Here is an 18,137-nt window from a genome sequence, read left to right on the forward strand (position 1 = left end):
GGCGTCGTTGGGCTGCTGTGGGAAGTTCTGCGCGAGCGTGCGTGTTTGTAGGTTCTGACACGGTGTGTCGCCCGACGGGCGCGCACGCTCGGCGGAAGGACGGACCGCACCCATGCCTAGACGTGGTGAGCCATTGCGCAAGATGGGTTTCCTGACGATCGGCCGCTTCGACACGGCCGATCCCGGGCCCGGTCACGAGGAAACCCTGCGGATGATCGAACGGGCCGAGTCCCTGGGCTTCGACACGGTGTGGGTGCGCCAGCGCCACCTGCAGCCGGGGATCTCCTCACCGGTGGCCATCCTGGCCGCCGCGTCACAGCGCACGAGCCGTATCGAACTGGGCACCGCGGTGATCCCGCTGGGACTGGAGAACCCGCTGCGGCTGGCCGAGGATCTGGCAACGGTCGACATCCTCTCCGGCGGCCGGCTCAACCCCGGCGTCTCGGTCGGCACGCCGATGCACTACGACAACTACCGCACCGCGCTCTACCCCGAGACGCACGCCGTGGAGAACTTCACCAAGGACCGGGTGACGCGGCTTCTGGCAGGTCTGCGCGGCGACCCCGTCAGCAGCTTCGAGGGCACGATCGGCATCGAACGGTTCTCGCGTAGCGTGCAGCCACATTCCCCCGGACTCGCCGAACGGGTGTGGTACGGCGGCGGACTCGCATCGGCGATCTGGGCCGGCACGCAGGGACTGAACTACCTCACCAGCAACGTCGTCTCCACCGAGGGCACCACCTCACGCGACTTCGGCACCATCCAGGCCGAGCAGATCGACGCATTCCTCGCCCACCACCCGAATCCGGCGACCGCGCGCGTCTCCCAGGGCCTCGTGGTGATCCCGACCGATTCCGCGACGTCGGCCCAGGTGCACAAGTACCGCGCCTACGCCACGGCGCGGCTGGAACGCACCCGCACCACCCACGGCCCCCGCGGGATGATGTTCGCGCCCGACCTCGTCGGCACCACCGACGAACTGGCGGAGATGCTCTACGAACACCCCGGGTTCCAGCGCGCCCGCGAGGTGGCGTTCGCGTTGCCATTCACGTTCGACGAAGAGGACTACGTGCAGATCGTCACCGACATGGCCGAGAAGCTCGGCCCGAAACTGGGCTGGACCGCCGCGGAGGCCTGATCGACGGGCACAACCGGGAACACGTGTGCCGCCGGTGCCGGATGCCCGACAGCACCGGCCGGCGCTATGCGACGGAGAATCCGCCCCCGACTCGCCCTGCTGTGACCATGGCGATCCCATCGCGTCGCCTCCCCCAGGTGCGTTACCGGTCGGTCATGATGCGCCGCGACGGCCCAGGGCGGGCGAAGCGGTCAGGCGTCCGCAGCGGGCGTTGCCGGATGAAGGTGGGCCACCAGAACCACGGGCCGAGTAGGCGCAGCAGACACGGCACCACGAGCGAGCGCACGATCATGGTGTCCAGCAGCAGGCCGATGCACACCGTGGAGCCGAGCTGGCCGACCGCGGCCAGATTGCTGGCGAGCATCGACAACATGGTGAACGCGAACACAAGACCGGCCGATGTCACCACCGCGCCGGTGCTGCCCAACGCGCGAATGAGCGCGGTGTTGAGCCCCGCGCCGCTCTCCTCCTTCACGCGGGAGATCAGCAGCAGGTTGTAGTCGGACCCGACGGCGACCAGGATGATGAACGCCAACGGCAGCACGAGCCAGTGCAGTGGAAGCCCGATCAGGTGCTGCCACACCAGAACTGACAGCCCAAAGGCCCCGGCGAACGAAAATGTCACGGTGCCGGGTATGACCATGGCGGCCACCAGGCTTCGCGTGAGGTACAGCATGATGAGGAAGATCAGCACGAACGCCGCGATCGCGACGATCAGAAGATCTGACGCGGCATAGTCCTGGATGTCTTTCGTGCTCGACGCGGCGCCGCCCAGATACACCTTGGCGCCGGCCAGCGACGTTTCCTTCAGCGCCATCTTGATGGCGTCGGGGATCTGCTCGACGTGTTCGATGCCTTCCTGCGCCATGGCGTTGCCCTCGTGGGTGATGATGAACCGGGCGGCCTTGCCGTCCGGTGACATCAGCAGCTTCATCCCGGTCTTGACGTCGTCGTTGTCGAACGCCTCGTGAGGGATGTAGAAGAAGTCGTCGCTGCGTGCCGCATCGAAGTCGTTGCCCACGTTGATCAGGTCGTCGTACGTCTGATCGGTCTGGGTGGACTGCAGATGAGCCGAGCCGTAGTTGTTCTGGAGCAGGCTCAAGGTTGCTTTGCCGGCAATCTTCATCTGCTCGAGTTGCGTGATCATCTGCGGCAGCAGGCGATCGATGGCCTCGAAAGACTCGACAGCGTTGCCGATCTGCTCATCAAGGCGATCGATGCCGTCGAGCGAGTCGAACAACGAACGTATCGCGAAACACACGGGAATGTCGAAACAGTGCGGTTCCCAGTAGAAGTAGTTCTTGAGCGGCCGCAGGAAGTCGTCGAGATCGGAGATGCCCTCGTTGACCTCGTCGGTCACCTCCTTGAGGTTCTCGAATGTCACCGTTGTGGCGTGCAATTCGTCGGACATCTGTGTGGTGATGCTGATGACCTGTTGGATGACCTGCAGCGAATGCGCCTGGATGTCGGCCTGCCTGTCGGTGTTCTCGTTCAGTTGTTGGTCGAACGGCAGTTGCTGGCCGTTGGTGCTGCCCTGGGTGGTGAACAGGTAGGGAATGGTCGCGTGCTCCAGTGGCCGGCCCAGTGGTCTGGTGATGCTCTGCACCATGGCCACACCGGGAAGCCGGATGAGGGATTTCGCCGCCCGGTCCAGGGAGATGAAGTCCGCCGAGTTGCGCATATCGTGGTCGGATTCGACCATCAACAACTCCGACATGAGCTTGCTCTGGGGAAAGTGCCGATCGGCGGCCTCGAAACCGAGTTTGGCCGGGGCATCGGCAGGCTGGTACGCACGGTCGTCATAGCCGACCTGATAGGTCGGGACGAACACCGCGCCGACGAGGACGACAACCGCACTCGCCACGAAAACCGGTTTGGGCCAGCGCACCACGCTCGTGGCGATATGACGGTAGAGCCGGCCGCTGTTCAAGCGGCGCGGATCGAAGAGCCCGCGGCGACTGCCCAACGTGAGCAGGGCCGGCGCGAGCGTCAACGCCGCGGCGATCGTGCAAAGCATGCTGACCGCCACCGCCGGTCCCATGGTGTGGAAGTAGTCCAGGCGAGCCAGACTCAGACAGAAGCACGCCCCGGCGATGGTCAGGCCCGAGCCGATGATGATCGGAGCCACGCTGCGGTAGGCCGTGAAGTAGGCCTCTTCGCGGGATTCGCCCGCGCGGCGCGCCTCCTGATAACGGCCCAGCATGAAGATGCCGTAATCCGTCCCGGCGCCCAGCGTCAATGCCACCAATAGGTTGACCGCGAACGACGACAAGGGAATGACCCCGAGGTGGCCCAGGACCGCGACAACGCCTTTGGCGGCGAGCAATTCGATGAGCACGGCGGGCAGGGGCACGAGCAGGCTCGGCACCGAGCGGTACACCAGCAGGAGCATCGCGACGATCAGGATGATCGTCAGGATCGTGATGTTCTTGAGGCTCGCGGTGGCAATCGTCAAGGTGTCCGATGCCAGAGGCGCGGGCCCGCTGACATACACCTTGAGACCGGGAGGCGGCGCGTCGGCGGCGACGATGTCGCGTACCGCGTCCACGGACTCGTTGGCCTCGAGTTTTCCGGTGTTGCCTGCCAGCCGCAGCATCACGAACGCGGCCTTGCCATCCACACTTTGGACCGCGGCAGCCGTGATGGGCTCACCCCACAGGTCCATCACGTACTGCACGTGTGCGGGGTCGGACTGTAGGCGGCGGACCAGATCGTCGTAGAACCGGTGATCTGCGTCGTCGAGAGGCCGGTCGGCCTCGAGGACCAGCATGGTCAGGTTGGTCGAGTCGGATTCGCCGAATTTCTCGCCCATCTGGAGCAGCGCCACCTGCGACGGCGCATACGTCGGGATCATCGGACCGGCGAGTTCGTCGGCCACCTTCTCGGCCTGCGGAACGAAGATGTTGGTACCGATCGTGACGAGTATCCAGAACGCGACGATCGGCAGCGCCAGGACGCGTACGGCACGCGCGAAGAACGGCCGGCCCGCGCGGTGTGCGCTCATGCCGACTTGACCCGGCATGTGACGTCGGCATTGGCATGTGACGACGAATGTTCGTCGCGCACACGGTCGTTCACGAGTATCCGGCACCCCACCTCGCCGCCCTTGACCTGCCCGGAGATACTGCCGGACACCACGGTGAGCGTCGTGGTCTCGGTGTGCGACCACGGCAACTCGGCGATGTCGACCCGGTGCGGGTGACCGTCGACGTCGACATAGGTCAGCAGTCCGCCGCTTCCGGGGGACCCGAACAACTCGTAGGTCATGCGCTTGGGAGTGAACTGCTCAGGCGCCTGCGCCGCGAGCACCGAGACAACCGGTCCAGGAGCGGACATCTCGTGCACCTTCCACACCGCCACAGACCCGACGCCGACGGCGATGGCGGTTACGGCAGGCAACCAGCCTCTCTGCAGGGTTTTCGGCACGACAGCGCGCCGCACGCTCCGGCGGTCACCTGCCTCGCGCGCATGTTGGTCAGTCGCCACTAGGGTCATGTGTTTCCACCTGTATCTGATTCTTTTTCGGGCGAGCGCTTTTCAGGCGTCGTCGCGGTCGCGCACCCTTGTCTGCCTGGCAGTGAGGAGCAGACCGAGGGCAGACACGACGCCGCCGAGGGCGATGTAGGCGGATATCCCGGTACTGCCGTCGTAGCGTTGCACGAGCGCGGTGGCGATCGCGGGAGACAGACCCCCGCCCAGTACAGCCCCGAGGTTGTAGGAGACCGCGACACCGGAGTAGCGCACCTCAGGGCGGAACAGGGTCGTGTAGAAGGCGGCCATCGGGCCGAACACGAAACTCAGGCCGATGTAGGCGACCACGACCGCCACGTAGAGCGCCGGGATACCGCGCGTGTCGAGTAACCAGAAGTACGGGTACGCCCACAGCACCTGGAAGATCGCTCCGCACAGCATGACGCGGACGAGGCCGAACCTGTCGGCGAGTCCACCCGCCACGAAGACGAAAACGAGCATCCCGAACGACCCCCACAGACCGGACAGCAAAATGTCGTCGCGCTCGATGCCGAGTTGTTGTGTGCCATAGGAACTGGTGAACGAATTGATGATGAAGATGAAGAGGTTGAACCCCAGATTCACCAGGACTCCGCCGATCAGCAGATGCGGCGCGCCCTTGAGGGCGCCCCACAGCGGAACGGCTCGGACGGCTGCCCGCTGGGCGGCGATCCTCCGGAAGACCGGGCTCTCACCGATGCTGAGCCGAACGTAGAGCCCGACGGCCACGAGAACCGCCGATGCGAGGAACGGTATCCGCCAGCCCCATTCGACGAAGGCCGCACCCGTCGCGAGCGCGACGATGTTGAACACGCCGATGCCGAGAATGCTGCCCAGCGGTGATCCCGCGGTGACCGATGCGCCGAAGAACGCCCGGCGCCCGGTCGGTGCGTGTTCGGTCACCACGATGAACGCACCCGCCTGTTCACCGCCCATGAAGAAGCCCTGCAGCACACGGAGTGTGACTAGCAGAATCGGTGCGAGTGTGCCGATCGAGGCGTACGTCGGCAGCGCGCCGATACCCATGGTGCACAGCCCCGTGGCGACCAGCGAGACGACCAGCATCGTCTTGCGTGACACGCGATCGCCGAAGTGGCCGAAAACCGCTCCGCCGAGGGGTCGCGACACGAAACCCGCACCAAAAGCCATGAAGGACAAGAGGGCGCCGGTGAGGGGATCCGAACCCGGGAAGAACAGTTTCGGGAACACGAGTCCGGCCGCGAGGCCGAAAATGAGGAAGTCGTAGAGCTCGATCCCCGTACCGACCGCGCCCGCAGCGCAGATCTTCCGCATGTCCTTCGGTGTGGTCGGCTCCGATACGGGCTCGACAACATCCACCGGTTTCATGTGTGCTCCGTCCTTGTCTGTCCGCCCGAACCGGGCGTCATGACATATGACGCGCCAGGACCCCAAAGGGATCACATCAGCGGTGGCCGATCGTGAACCCTTCGCGCTGCGGGGCCGTTCGTCTCCCATGAGGGGACTCGAACGAGCCGGATCACCCATGAGCCCATTGAAGCCTCAGAGCCGGCGACTTCCCCGAATTGCGCTCCCTTCCATCCGGTTTGAGGTTCGCCGTCGGAGAACGCGTGAACGCCAGCACCTGAACCCGAAAGGATCGGCCAAATGTCGGAACAGACGCTCCCAGAGGCTGAACACCTCTCGCGTCAGCTCTCCAACCGTCACATACAACTCATCGCCATCGGCGGAGCGATCGGAACCGGCCTGTTCATGGGTTCAGGAAAGACGGTGTCGCTCGCGGGCCCCTCGGTGATCTTCGTCTACATGATCATCGGCTTCATGCTGTTCTTCGTGATGCGGGCCATGGGCGAGTTGCTGTTGTCCAACCTGGAGTACAAGTCGTTCGCCGATTTCGCCGCCGACCTGCTGGGCCCGTGGGCGGGGTTCTTCACCGGCTGGACGTACTGGTTCTGCTGGATCGTCACCGGTGTGGCCGAAGTGGTTGCGATCGCGGGCTACGTGGCCTTCTGGTGGCCCGGCCTTCCGCTGTGGATCCCGGCGCTGGTCACCGTGGCGGTCCTGATCACGCTGAACCTGGCGACTGTCCGCGCGTTCGGCGAAACCGAGTTCTGGTTCGCGATGATCAAGATCGTCGCGATCCTTGCGCTCATCGTGGTCGGCCTGGTCATGGTGCTGAGCCACTTCAGGGCGCCCGGCGGGGCCGTGGCGAGCCTGTCCAACCTGTGGGACGACGGTGGCTTCTTCCCCACCGGGCCCATGGGTTTCGTCGCGGGCTTCCAGATCGCGACGTTCGCGTTCGTCGGGATCGAACTCGTCGGCACCACGGCCGCCGAAGCCAGAGATCCCGAACGCAACCTGCCGCGCGCTGTCAACTCGATTCCCGTGCGCGTGATGCTTTTCTACGTCGCTGCCCTGGTGATCATCATCGCTGTCACCCCGTGGCGCGAGATCAGCCCCGACCGCAGCCCGTTCGTCGCGATGTTCAGCCTCGCCGGGTTGGGCATCGCCGCATCGGTGGTCAACTTCGTGGTACTCACGTCGGCGGCGTCGTCAGCCAACTCCGGTATCTACTCGACGTCCCGGATGGTCTACGGACTCTCCTCCGGAGGCGACGCGCCCGCCTCCTTCGGCCGGCCCACGTCCCGCCGCGTACCGGCCAACGCGTTGTTCCTGTCCGGGGTGGTCCTGCTGTCGAGTGTGGTGATGGTCGCCGCAGGTGATTCGATCATCGCGGCGTTCACCCTGGTAACCACGATCTCGTCGCTGTGCTTCATGTTCATCTGGACGATCATCCTGAGCAGCTACCTGGTGTACCGCAGGCGGAGGCCGCAACAACACTCGGCCTCACCCTTCAAGATGCCCGGCGGCGTGGTGATGTGCTGGGTTGTGCTGGCGTTCTTCGTGTTCCTGGTGTGGGCGTTCACCCAGAAGTCCGACACCCTGCAGGCCCTGCTCGTAACACCGGCCTGGTTCGTCGTGCTCGGTATCGCCTGGGCGTTCCTGCGACGCCGCCCGGGACACAAGGCGCGCGAAGCCGCGTTCCGTGCCGCTCTGGAAGCCGAATCGGCGGACTCGGCGGACTGATCCTTCCTGGCTGCCTGAACTGCCTGATCTGCCTGATCTGCGCGAGCGTGCGTCGTTGCTGGTGAATCCGCGGTGTGTCCAGGAGCAGACGCGCACGCTCGGCGTGTGGGGTGAGCCGCATGCCCGCACCCGCGAGACCGCCTCGGATCGCGCCGTTTCACCGTTGCCGGCGAGAATCAGCATTAACATATCGTCACTGGCAACGTCGTCGAGCGGTGAGGGGAAACGGTGACATGCTGACCGCGGTGCGGAAGGTTCTCGGCTTCCAGATGACCATCGCCGAGTGGATCGGCACCGCGATCATCCTCGCGGTGCCCTACCTGGCGATCGGCACGCTGTGGTCACTGACCCACACCGGCCATCTCGCGGGTATGGGCCGCCTCGACGCGGCGGTGTCGTTCCTCGGGTCGATCGCGGCCTGGCCGGTGCTGTTGTTCACCGACGTCTGCATGAGCTGACATGACCGTCGAGGGCACCACCCACACCCGCATCTCGGTCACCCGGCGCACCGCGCGCTGGGACCCCGACGAGTCCGTCACCGTCGCCGACGCGATGGATTTCTGGGCGTTCGCCGGGGGCGCGGCCAACGTCATCATGCAGCTGGCACGCCCCGGCGTCGGCCACGGCGTGGTCGAGAGTCCCGTGGATTCCGGCAACCTGCTCAAGCATCCGTGGAAACGCGCCCGCACCACCTTCAGTTACCTCGCGGTGGCCATCCTCGGCAACGACGAGGACCGCGCGGCGTTCCGCACGGCCGTCGACGGCGCCCACCGGCAGGTCCGCTCAGGACCGCAGAGTCCGGTGCGCTACAACGCCTTCGACCGTGATCTGCAGATGTGGGTCGCGGCATGCCTGTTCGTCGGGCTCGAAGACACCTATCAACTGCTACGCGGCCAGATGACGCCCGTGCAGGCCGAGCAGTTCTACGCCTCGGCCGCCACGCTGGGCACCACGCTGCAGGTCAGCCCCGACCAGTGGCCCGCCACCCGGGCCGGGTTCGACGATTACTGGAACGCCGCATGCGGGCAGGTCGCGGTCGACGACGTCGTCGCGACATACCTGCGCGACCTGGTGCACCTCAAGATGATCAACCCGCTGCTCGCACTGCCGTTCCGGCCGCTGCTGGCGTTTCTCACCACGGGGTTCCTGGCGCCGGTGTTCCGTGAGGTGCTCGGCCTGAAGTGGGGCCGCGGCAGGCAACGGCTTTTCGAATGGCTGTTTCTGCTGGTGGCCTTGGGCAACCGGTTCCTGCCGATCTTCGTCCGGCAGGGCACCAGCTACCTTTTGCTCGCCGATGTGCGCCGACGCGTGCGTGCCGGACTCCCGCTGATCTGATGAACTTCCTGCGTCGGGTCCTGAGCCGCAAGGTCAGCGTGGAACAGATGATCGAGACCGCGATGTGGCTCGCGATCCCGTACCTGACCGTCGGTCTGGTGTGGAGTTTCTTCCACGCCGACCAGGTGCAGCTGATCGAGGCGCAACTGCTGACGAAGCTTCCGGCCGGCGCCAACCTGGTCGCGTTCGGGCAGGTGGCGGTGCTGTGGCCGCTGCTGCTCCTCGGCGGCGAGGTGTGCGTCGGCTAGGGTCTGGCGCCGTGAGGATTTGTGTCGCGGCCCGTGCGCTCCTGCTGGCCGGTGCGCTGGCCGCCCCGGTGGCCGGCTGCTCGTCGGGAGCCGTCGTCAACACCGGCGAGACGCCGCCGCGCACACCGGCCCCGACCACCACCGCGGTGCCGGTGTACGGCACCACCAACCTGGTGAACGCGGCCGATTACGCGATCTCGGTGGACGGCCGCACGGGCTACTACTTCACCACTCCGAGCGGACGGTGGGCGTGCGCGATCCTGCCCCGCGACCGCGCCGGATGTGAATCGTCGAGCGGCCTGAGCGCTCGCCTGCCGATCACCGGCGCTCCCGACGTGACCGTGGACGGCGAGGCCACCGCGCCCAACGCGATCGCCGTGGACCGCGACCACGACGCCGGGTTCCTCGCGCTGGAGGAACCGTTGTTCTCCGTGGACCAGGATTCGGTGGATTCCACGACCTACAGCGAGGCGGACGGCGAGGTCGAGACTCTGCCGTTCGGCAAAGTGCTTGCGGTGGCGGGCTTTCGGTGCAACGTGCAGGAAGAGACCGGCGTGTCCTGCGTACGCGAGTTGACCGGCAAAGGTTTCACGTTCTCCGGTGACGGTTACACCCTGACCTACACCGACATCCCATGAGGAGACATGATCCGGATCGGCACCTCGGGGTGGTCATACGACCACTGGCGTGACGTGCTGTATCCGCCGGGCACACCGTCGTCGGCGCGGTTGCGGCGTTACACGCAGGTGTTCGACACCGTCGAACTCAACGCGAGCTACTACCGCTGGCCACGCGACACCGCGTTCGCGAACTGGCGATCTCAGTTGCCCGACGGGTTCACGATGTCGGTCAAGGCCCACCGTGGGCTGACCCACTTCCGCCGTCTACGCTCCCCCGAACCCTGGATCGAGCGGTTCGAGCGGTGCTGGGAGGTGCTCGACGGATGCGCCGAAGCCCTGCTGGTGCAACCACATCCGGCACTCGAACGCGACGACGCACTGCTCGATGAGTTCCTGACTCTTGTGCCCGACCACATCCCGGTGGCCGTGGAACTGCGTCACGCATCGTGGCACGACCCGGCCGTGTACGCACTGCTGCGCCGCCACGGTGCGGCGTATGTGGTGATGAGCGGGCCGGGTCTGGTGTGCGAACCCGTGGCGACGAGCGATCTGGTGTACATCCGGTTGCACGGTCCGCCGCAGGAGGCGATCTATTCCGGGTCGTACCCCGCCGACCAGTTGCGATGGTGGGCCGAACACATCCTGCTGTGGCATCGCGACGGCCACCGGGTGGTCGTGTACTTCAACAACGATCTCGGCGGGCATGCGGTGCGCAACGCCCGAACGCTCAAGGAACTCGTGGCACACGAGTAGCCTGAGTTGGTATGACTGCGGCGTCGACATTCGTGATCATCGGCGGCGGCCTGGCCGGCGCCAAAGCTGCTGAAGCGTTGCGCGACAACGACTTCGACGGCCAGGTACTGTTGTTCGCGGCCGAGGAGAAGCTGCCCTACGAGCGGCCTCCGCTGTCCAAGGACTACCTGGCAGGCAAGAAGACCCTCGACGAGTTCACCGTCGCCGCTCCGGCGTGGTACCGCGACCACGACGTGACGCTGCGACTCGGGACCGAGGTGGCCGCGATCAACCCGGCCGACCACACCGTGACGCTGCCCGACGGGTCGGCAGTGGGTTACGACAAGCTGCTGCTGGCCACCGGTTCGGCATCGCGGCGGCTGCCGATTCCCGGTGCGGACGCGTCCGGCGTGCACTATCTGCGCACGGTCGACGACGCCGCCGCACTCGATGCGGTTCTCACCGAGGGCGCCTCGCTCGCGGTGGTCGGCGCAGGATGGATCGGGCTCGAGGTCGCCGCGACCGCACGCACCCGCGGCGTCGATGTCACCGTGGTCGAGGCCGCGCGCCTGCCACTGCTCGGCGCGCTCGGCGCCGAGGTCGCCGAGGTGTTCGCGCAGTTGCACCGCGAGCACGGCGTGGACCTGCGGCTCGAACAGACCGTCGAGGAGATCACCACCGCCGACGGCCGGGCCACCGGCCTGCGTCTCGGAGATGGTTCGACCATCGCGGCCGACGCCGTGCTGGTCGCGGTCGGCGCGGCGCCGAACATCGGACTGGCCGAACGGGCCGGCCTCGCGACCGCCGACGGGGGCGTCCTGGTCGACGCGTCGCTGCGCACCAGCGACCCGGACATCTACGCCGTCGGCGACATCGCCGCGGCGCAGCACCCGCTGCTCGGTGTCCGCATCCGCACCGAACACTGGGCCAACGCGCTCAAACAACCCGCGGTGGCCGTCGCGGGCATGCTGGGCCGGACCGCGGAATACGCCGAATTACCCTATTTCTTCACCGACCAGTACGACCTCGGCATGGAGTATGCCGGGCACGCCCCCAGCTACGAGCGCGTGGTGTTCCGCGGTGATGTGCCCGGGCGCGAGTTCGTGGCCTTCTGGCTCGACGGCGACAACCGGGTGCTGGCCGGGATGAACGTCAACATCTGGGATGTGCTCGACGACGTCAAGGCCCTGATCCGGTCGCGGGAACCGGTCGACCCCGACCTGCTGGCCGATCCGGGCCGGCCGCTCAACGCGCCCGGCTGAGCAGGGCGATCGCCGCGGCGCTGGGAATGCGCTGCGGGTCAACCGTATTCTCGGCATTCCCGGCCGTGCCCGGCGTGCGCTGTAACGTGCACACGGCCGCCCGTGCCCGGACAATCGATACACGTGACGGCAGAAAGGTGAGCCCGTTGAACGTCGCCCCAGCCGAACTGACCGGCACCGAACAGGCAGTTCTGCTGGTGCTCATGGCCGAGTCGCGGCCCGTGCCCAATCCGGACCTCGAACGGCTCGGACCGAAGCTCGACAAGCGGGGCCGGGACCGGCTCAACGAACTGGGGCTGATCGAGACCACACCGGGGCGTCCGCTGGTCCACGAACTCACCGACGCGGGTTGGGCGGTGTGCCGCCAGTTGCTCGCCGCCGACACACCGCCGCGGTCGTCCGGCCAGGGCCGCGCTCTCTACACCGTGCTCAGAGCGCTGCACCGCCACCTCGAACGCGCAGATCTCGCGCCGGCCGACGTGTTCCTGCCTGGCGACTCGCCGGCGCCTGCCGCCGTCGACACGCCGGGCACCGCGAGCGGCTACGCGCTCGCGCCGCGCGCCGAGGAGGCCCTGCGGGCCGCCTACGCGAGGCTCGCGGACCGGCCCGGCGGCTGGGTCGGCCTGGCCCGGCTGCGCGGCGAGGTGCCCGATCTGCCGCGCAAAGAGGTCGACGCGGCTTTGATCAGCCTCTACCAGCAGCCGGGTGTGAGCCTGATTCCCGAAGAGAACCAGAAGACGCTGACCGAAGCCGATCGCGCCGCCGCCGTGCGCATCGGTGACCAGAACAAACACCTGATCGCGATCGAGTCCTGATGCAGCAACACGAACGGGAAGCGCTCAGCGCGCTGCGGCTCACCTGGGCGCCCACGGCCGACGACCTGTGGCACTCGCAGGGCGCGCTGCACGTGCCCGGCCTGCACGAACGGGCCATGACCGACGTGCTTGCCGCGTTCGACGACGCCGCGCGCGAGACCGATTCCAGCCCGCTCGGGGTCGTCGTGCGCGGACCGGCCGGTTCGGGCAAGACGCACCTGCTCGGTCAGGTGCGCGAACGCGTGCAGACCGCGGGCGGCTTCTTCTTCCTGGTCGAACTGCTCGACGCCACGAGCTTCTGGCAGTCCGCACGCGCGGGCATCCTGGAGAGCCTCGGCCGCCCCGGCGGGGAGCGGGAAACCCAGCTCAAAGACCTGCTGTGGGAACTGGCGTCGATCGCCCACATCTCGCGGGCCAATCGCCGCGCCATCATCGGCGACGACGACCTGACGCCGGAGATCCTCACCGATTTCGTCACCGCGCTGCACAAGGCCAGGCGCCAGACGGTCAAACGCGCCCACCACACGCTGCGGGCGCTGGTCCTGCTGGGCGCCGCGGATCTGGACCTGCAGGACATCGGCGAGGCCTTCCTCGTCGGCAACGTGGGCACTCTCGGCGCGACCGACGGCTCGGAGGCCGAACTCGCGGCGTGGGGCCTGCCCGTGCCCACCCTGACCCCACAGGAATCGGTGCGGGACATCTCGCGGTTGGTCGCACTGGCCGGGCCCGCGGTGCTGGCCCTCGACCAGATCGACACGCTGTTGGCGCAGTCCATCGAGCGGACCGCCGATCGTGTGTCCGGCGAGAACTCCGAGCCCGCGAGCCTGGACAACCGCGACCTCGAGCACGTGGCCCACGGGCTGATGTCGGTGCGCCAGACCATGCGCCGGACGGTGTCGGTGGTCGCGTGTCTGCCCGCGGCGTGGGAGGCCATCGAGAACCGGGCTACCGCGAGTGTGCACGACCGGTTCCGCACCACGGCGCTGCTGCAGGGCCTGCCGACGCCCGATATCGGCCGCGCGATCCTGGAGCGCCGGTTCTCGGCGACCTACAGCGCCGTCGGGTTCAGCGCGCCGTACCCGAGTTGGCCGATCCTGCCGTCGGCGTTCGACGACGCGACGCAGTACACACCGCGGCAGTTGCTCAAGCGCGCCGACGCCCACGTCCGGCACTGCCTGGAGCACGACACCGTCGAGGAACTCACCCGGCTCACGGGCGAGGTGGACACGACGCACGGGCCCGGCCACGCAGGAGGCACGCGCACCGACACGTCCGAACTGGACCGCCGCTTCGCCGAGTACCGGAGTCGCGCGGTCACCGCGGCCGCGCTGGATCCCGACGGCGAGGACACCACGATGCCCGGCCTGCTCTCGGCCGCGCTGGAGGCCTGGATCACCGAACTCGGCGAGGTCGAGCAGACCTTCTGGCCGGACCCGCCTCCGGGCCAGCGCGTCGTCCTGCATGCACGACTGCGTCAGAGCCTGGACGCGGCGACCGACGACGAGCGGCACTGGGCGTTTCGCGCGGTCGCGTCCGGGAACGCCATCGCGGTGCAGAACCGCATCAGGAAGGCCTTGGAGGCAACAGGTCTCAACCCCGAGCGGCGCACGCTGTTCCTGCTGCGCAACACGCCGTGGCCGCGCGGCGCCAAGACGGCCGCGATGGTCGACGAGTTCACGGCGGCGGGCGGACGCGTGCTGCCCATGAGCGACGACGACATCCGCACCATGACCGCGCTGCGTGACCTCATCGACGACAACCACCCGGACCTGCCCGGGTGGCTGCGCCGGCGCAGGCCCGCGCACGCGATCGACCTGTTGCGCGCCGCGCTCGGTGACGTCGCCGGTGAGGCGCCGGACCTGGAGGCCACCGATCCTCGGATGCCCATCGAACTCCCCTCTGCGGGAAGCGAATTCGTGCCGCAACCTGATCCTGCCCCGGCAGTGGCGATCGAGCACTCCCCCACCGCGATCACACTCGGCGTGGACGCCACCGGCGGGCAACCGGTTTCGGTGGACCTGGCCGCATTGCGCAAGCACACCGCGATCTTCGCCGGCTCGGGCTCGGGCAAGACCGTGCTGATCCGGCGACTGGTCGAGGAATGCGCGTTGCGCGGGGTGTCGTCGATCGTGCTGGACCCCAACAACGATCTGTCCCGCCTGGGCAGCAGATGGCCCGAGTCGCCGCCCGGATGGAATCCCGCCGACGACGAACGCAGCGACGAGTACTTCGCCAACACCGAGGTGGTGGTGTGGACGCCGCGCCGGGCCACCGGGCGGCCTTTGTCGTTCCAGCCGCTGCCGGATTTCGCGAGCGTGCTCGACGACGACGATGAGTTCTCCGACGCCGTCGAATCGGCTGTCGCCGCGCTGGAGCCGCGGGCACTGATCGTCGGGAACACCGCGAAGGCCAACCGGTCGCGCGCGGTGCTGCGCGAGGCGCTGCGCTATTACGGCGCGTCGCGGTCGGTGACACTGAGCGGGTTCATCGACCTGCTGGGCGATCTGCCCGACGACGTCAGCGCACTGGGCAACGCCCGCGCGCTCGCGGCCGAACTCGGGCAGAACCTGCGCGCGGCGACCGTGAACGATCCGCTGTTCGGCGGCGCGGGCACCGCGGCCGATCCCGGCGTGCTGCTGACACCGTCTGCCGGCTACCGCGCGCGGGTTTCGGTGATCAGCATGGTGGGGCTGACCAACGAACAGCAGCGCGAGGGGTTCGTCAACCAACTCCAGATGGCGTTGTTCGCATGGATCAAACGCAATCCGGCAGGCAACCGGCCGCTGGGCGGGCTTCTGGTGATGGACGAGGCGCAGAACTTCGCGCCGTCCAGCCACACCACCGCCTCCACGCACAGCACGCTCGCGCTGTCGTCGCAGGCCCGCAAGTACGGCCTGGGCCTGGTGTTCGCGACACAGTCGCCGCGCGGGCTGCACAACCACATCCCCGGCAACGCCGCGACGCAGTTCTACGGGCTGCTGAACTCACCGGCACAGATCGCGGTCGCCAGGGAGATGGCGCGCGTCAAGGGCGGCCTGGTGCCGGACATCAGCAGGCTGCGCTCGGGACAGTTTTATCTGGCGTTGGAGGGCAACGCCTTCCACAAGATCCAGACACCGTGGTGCCTGTCGCACCACCCGCCGAGCCCGCCGACCACCGACGAGGTGCTGAGGTTGGCGCAGCAGCGCGAACCCGCAGCACCCTGACCCGAAAAAAGAGGCCGGCCACCGAGGTTCGGTGACCGGCCCCTTGTGCGTAGATCAGGGCTGGGTCTGCCCCGGGATGCCCTCGTAGGCGATGTCGCCCGTCTTGAGGTTCTGCTGTGTGAGCTCCACCAGACCGTCGAGGAACTTCTGGCGCTCGGTCACCACGTGCTCGATCGCGACGTCGACGTTGTCCTTGGTGATCGCGGGCATGACGTAGACCGGATCGGTCTTGACATCCTCGCCCTTCACCAGCGCGTCGGCGACCGCGAGCCCCGCCGACAGTTCGACGGTGCCGTTCTGCAGTGACGTGCCGATGAAATCACCGCTCTTGACGGCGTTCAGACCGTCCTCGATGCCGTCGATCCCGACGATCGGCACGCCCGTGCGGCCGGCTTCCTTGAGCGCCTGCAGCGCACCGAGACCCATGTCGTCGTTCTGCGCGACCACGCCGTCGATCTGCGGGCCGAACGACGAGATCCAGTTCTTCATCTTGTTGACGGCCTCGTCGCGCTTCCAGTTCGCGGTGTCCTTGGCCAGCACCTTGATGTCGGGATACTTGGCGAGCACCTGGTCGATGCCCTTGCCGCGGTTGATCTCTCCGGAGCCGCCGAGTGGGCCCTGCAGGATCACGATGTTGCCCTTGCCGCCGAGGCGGTCGGCCATCATCTGCATCTCCTGCGCACCGGCCGCCACGTCGTCCGGTTGCACGTTGCCGGCCAGGTCGGGAGTCTCCAGCGCGGCGTTGACCGCGAGCAGCGGGATGCCCTTGGACTTGGCCGAGGCGACCTGCGGGCCGAGCGAATCCGCCTGCACCGGAACGACGATGATGGCGTCCACGCCCTGGTTGATCAGCGAGTCGACCTGGCTGGCCTGGGTGGACACGTCGTTGTTGGCCGAGTTCCACACCAGCTCGATGTTGTTGGCCTTGGCGTAGGTGTCCATCCCCTCCTTGCCCTCGGTGATGAACGAGCTCATGTCGTACACCGTGACGCCGATGCGCTTGGTGTCGCTGTTGGCCGCGGTGTCGCCCGCGCCGCACGCGGTCAGGCCCAGTCCGACGGCCCCGGCGGCGGCAATCGCGCCGATCTTCGACGTGATGTTCATGAATGCCTTTCTACTTGTGGCGGGGGATCAGGGATCAGGGCTGCTTCTGGCCGGGGATGCCCTCGTAGGCGATGTCGCCGGTTTCGAGGTTCTTGTTGATCAGCTCGGTGAGGCCGTCGAGGAACTGCTGACGCTCGGTGACCACGTGCTCGATCGCGACGTCGACGTTGTCCTTGGTGATCGCGGGCATGATGTACACGGGCTCTTTGTTGACCGGTTCGCCCTTGGCGAGGCGGTTGGCCACCGCGAGACCGGCCGCGAGTTCGACGGTGCCGTTCTGCAGTGAGGTGCCGATGAAATCACCGCTCTTGACGGCGTTCAGACCGTCCTCGATGCCGTCGATGCCGACGATCGGCACGCCTGTGCGGCCGGACTCCTTGAGCGCCTGCAGCGCACCGAGACCCATGTCGTCGTTCTGCGCCACCACACCGTCGATCTGCGGCCCGAAGCCCGAGATCCAGTTCTTCATCTTGTTGACGGCCTCGTCGCGCTTCCAGTTCGCAGTGTCCTTGGCCAGCACCTTGATGTCCGGATACTTGGCCAGGACCTGCTCGATGCCCTTGCTGCGGTCCAGTTCACCGGACTGCCCCAGCGGACCCTGCAGGATCACGATGTTGCCCTTGCCGCCGAGGCGGTCAGCCATCATCTGCATCTCCTGCGCGCCTGCGGCCACATCGTCGGGCTGGACGTTGCCCGCGATGTCCTTGCTGTCGAGCGCGGCGTTGACCGGGACCAGCGGGATGCCCTTGGCCTTGGCCGAGGCGACCTGCGGCGCGAGCGAATCCGCCTGCACGGGAACGACGATGATCGCGTCCACGCCCTGGTTGATCATGGAGTCGACCTGGCTGGCCTGCGTCGAGACGTCGAGATTGGCCGAGTTCCAGATCAACTCGATGTTGTTGTCCTTGGCGTAGGCGTCCATCCCCTCCTTGCCTGCGGTGATGAACGAGCTCATGTCGTACACCGTCACGCCGATGCGCGTGGTGTCACTGTTCGCGGCGGGGTCACCCGCACCGCAAGCCGTCAGACCCAGCCCCAGCGCGGTTGCCGAGGCGATCGCGAACGCCGTTGTCCCCAGTCTCATCTGCCTTCTCTTTCAGT

At 67.1% G+C, this 18,137-nt stretch carries 15 protein-coding genes; 10 read left to right on the forward strand and 5 right to left on the reverse strand.

Translation table 11 applies throughout. The annotated features are described in order from the left end of the window. Positions 1-112 precede the first annotated feature (112 nt). On the forward strand, positions 113-1,138 hold the full coding sequence (locus AT701_RS17890; RefSeq protein ID WP_058127657.1) for an LLM class flavin-dependent oxidoreductase: 1,026 nt from the start codon (positions 113-115) through the stop codon (positions 1,136-1,138). A gap of 142 nt (positions 1,139-1,280) precedes the next feature. Here AT701_RS17890 and AT701_RS17895 read toward each other — a convergent pair whose 3' ends face one another. Genes AT701_RS17895 through AT701_RS17905 form a run of 3 tightly spaced genes read right to left on the reverse strand, consistent with a single transcriptional unit; the run spans position 1,281 to position 5,995 of the window. Then, the gene (locus AT701_RS17895) at positions 1,281-4,160 is read right to left on the reverse strand and encodes an MMPL/RND family transporter (protein ID WP_058126333.1); all 2,880 of its coding nucleotides are present in this window, start codon (positions 4,158-4,160) and stop codon (positions 1,281-1,283) included. Continuing rightward, positions 4,139-4,633, reverse strand: a complete 495-nt coding sequence (locus tag AT701_RS17900) for an MmpS family transport accessory protein (protein WP_058126334.1) — start codon at positions 4,631-4,633, stop codon at positions 4,139-4,141. The genes AT701_RS17895 and AT701_RS17900 overlap by 22 nt, the downstream gene beginning before the upstream one ends. Positions 4,634-4,675: 42 nt before the next feature. Beyond that, entirely contained in the window at positions 4,676-5,995 is a 1,320-nt protein-coding gene (locus AT701_RS17905; protein WP_058126335.1) for an MFS transporter, read from the reverse strand. Positions 5,996-6,274: 279 nt separating this feature from the next. Here AT701_RS17905 and cycA point away from each other — a divergent pair, with 279 nt between their 5' ends. From cycA to AT701_RS17955, 9 genes are all read left to right on the forward strand, one after another. Further along, positions 6,275-7,714 (forward strand): D-serine/D-alanine/glycine transporter, encoded by a 1,440-nt coding sequence (cycA, locus tag AT701_RS17910; protein ID WP_058126336.1) that lies wholly within the window; start codon positions 6,275-6,277, stop codon positions 7,712-7,714. 233 nt (positions 7,715-7,947) lie between these two features. Continuing rightward, positions 7,948-8,172, forward strand: a complete 225-nt coding sequence (locus AT701_RS17920) for a hypothetical protein (RefSeq protein WP_003895045.1) — start codon at positions 7,948-7,950, stop codon at positions 8,170-8,172. Between the two features lies 1 nt (position 8,173). Then, a complete protein-coding gene (locus AT701_RS17925; RefSeq protein WP_058126337.1) occupies positions 8,174-9,049 on the forward strand; it encodes an oxygenase MpaB family protein in 876 nt (291 codons plus the stop codon). Further along, complete coding sequence (locus tag AT701_RS17930) at positions 9,049-9,297, forward strand: hypothetical protein (RefSeq protein WP_003895047.1); 249 nt, start codon at positions 9,049-9,051, stop codon at positions 9,295-9,297. The genes AT701_RS17925 and AT701_RS17930 overlap by 1 nt, the downstream gene beginning before the upstream one ends. 11 nt (positions 9,298-9,308) lie before the next feature. Further along, on the forward strand, positions 9,309-9,935 hold the full coding sequence (locus tag AT701_RS17935) for a hypothetical protein (RefSeq protein WP_058126338.1): 627 nt from the start codon (positions 9,309-9,311) through the stop codon (positions 9,933-9,935). A gap of 6 nt (positions 9,936-9,941) precedes the next feature. After that, positions 9,942-10,670, forward strand: coding sequence for a DUF72 domain-containing protein (locus AT701_RS17940; RefSeq protein WP_058126339.1), 729 nt, complete (start codon positions 9,942-9,944; stop codon positions 10,668-10,670). A gap of 11 nt (positions 10,671-10,681) precedes the next feature. Next, complete coding sequence (locus AT701_RS17945) at positions 10,682-11,911, forward strand: NAD(P)/FAD-dependent oxidoreductase (RefSeq protein WP_058126340.1); 1,230 nt, start codon at positions 10,682-10,684, stop codon at positions 11,909-11,911. 146 nt (positions 11,912-12,057) lie between these two features. Next, positions 12,058-12,726, forward strand: a complete 669-nt coding sequence (locus tag AT701_RS17950; RefSeq protein WP_011729189.1) for a hypothetical protein — start codon at positions 12,058-12,060, stop codon at positions 12,724-12,726. Further along, on the forward strand, positions 12,726-15,932 hold the full coding sequence (locus AT701_RS17955) for a helicase HerA domain-containing protein (protein ID WP_058126341.1): 3,207 nt from the start codon (positions 12,726-12,728) through the stop codon (positions 15,930-15,932). The genes AT701_RS17950 and AT701_RS17955 overlap by 1 nt, the downstream gene beginning before the upstream one ends. Positions 15,933-15,986: 54 nt before the next feature. Here AT701_RS17955 and xypA read toward each other — a convergent pair whose 3' ends face one another. Continuing rightward, a complete protein-coding gene (gene xypA, locus AT701_RS17960) occupies positions 15,987-17,036 on the reverse strand; it encodes a sugar ABC transporter xylitol/L-sorbitol-binding protein XypA (protein ID WP_003895054.1) in 1,050 nt (349 codons plus the stop codon). 34 nt (positions 17,037-17,070) lie between these two features. Next, positions 17,071-18,120, reverse strand: coding sequence for a sugar ABC transporter xylitol/D-threitol-binding protein ThpA (gene thpA / locus AT701_RS17965; protein WP_011729193.1), 1,050 nt, complete (start codon positions 18,118-18,120; stop codon positions 17,071-17,073). Positions 18,121-18,137 lie beyond the last annotated feature (17 nt).

It is taken from the genome of Mycolicibacterium smegmatis (assembly GCF_001457595.1).
Taxonomy (GTDB): Bacteria; Actinomycetota; Actinomycetes; order Mycobacteriales; family Mycobacteriaceae; genus Mycobacterium; species Mycobacterium smegmatis.

Excerpts from the sequence above, each read along its gene's own strand:
- AT701_RS17890 (WP_058127657.1), top strand. The coding sequence starts at position 113 with ATGCCTAGACGTGGTGAGCCATTGCGCAAGATGGGTTTCCTGACGATC.
- AT701_RS17895 (WP_058126333.1), bottom strand. The coding sequence starts at position 4,160 with ATGCCGGGTCAAGTCGGCATGAGCGCACACCGCGCGGGCCGGCCGTTC.
- AT701_RS17900 (WP_058126334.1), bottom strand. The coding sequence starts at position 4,633 with ATGACCCTAGTGGCGACTGACCAACATGCGCGCGAGGCAGGTGACCGC.
- AT701_RS17905 (WP_058126335.1), bottom strand. The coding sequence starts at position 5,995 with ATGAAACCGGTGGATGTTGTCGAGCCCGTATCGGAGCCGACCACACCG.
- cycA (WP_058126336.1), top strand. The coding sequence starts at position 6,275 with ATGTCGGAACAGACGCTCCCAGAGGCTGAACACCTCTCGCGTCAGCTC.
- AT701_RS17920 (WP_003895045.1), top strand. The coding sequence starts at position 7,948 with ATGCTGACCGCGGTGCGGAAGGTTCTCGGCTTCCAGATGACCATCGCC.
- AT701_RS17925 (WP_058126337.1), top strand. The coding sequence starts at position 8,174 with ATGACCGTCGAGGGCACCACCCACACCCGCATCTCGGTCACCCGGCGC.
- AT701_RS17930 (WP_003895047.1), top strand. The coding sequence starts at position 9,049 with ATGAACTTCCTGCGTCGGGTCCTGAGCCGCAAGGTCAGCGTGGAACAG.
- AT701_RS17940 (WP_058126339.1), top strand. The coding sequence starts at position 9,942 with ATGATCCGGATCGGCACCTCGGGGTGGTCATACGACCACTGGCGTGAC.
- AT701_RS17945 (WP_058126340.1), top strand. The coding sequence starts at position 10,682 with ATGACTGCGGCGTCGACATTCGTGATCATCGGCGGCGGCCTGGCCGGC.
- AT701_RS17955 (WP_058126341.1), top strand. The coding sequence starts at position 12,726 with ATGCAGCAACACGAACGGGAAGCGCTCAGCGCGCTGCGGCTCACCTGG.
- xypA (WP_003895054.1), bottom strand. The coding sequence starts at position 17,036 with ATGAACATCACGTCGAAGATCGGCGCGATTGCCGCCGCCGGGGCCGTC.
- thpA (WP_011729193.1), bottom strand. The coding sequence starts at position 18,120 with ATGAGACTGGGGACAACGGCGTTCGCGATCGCCTCGGCAACCGCGCTG.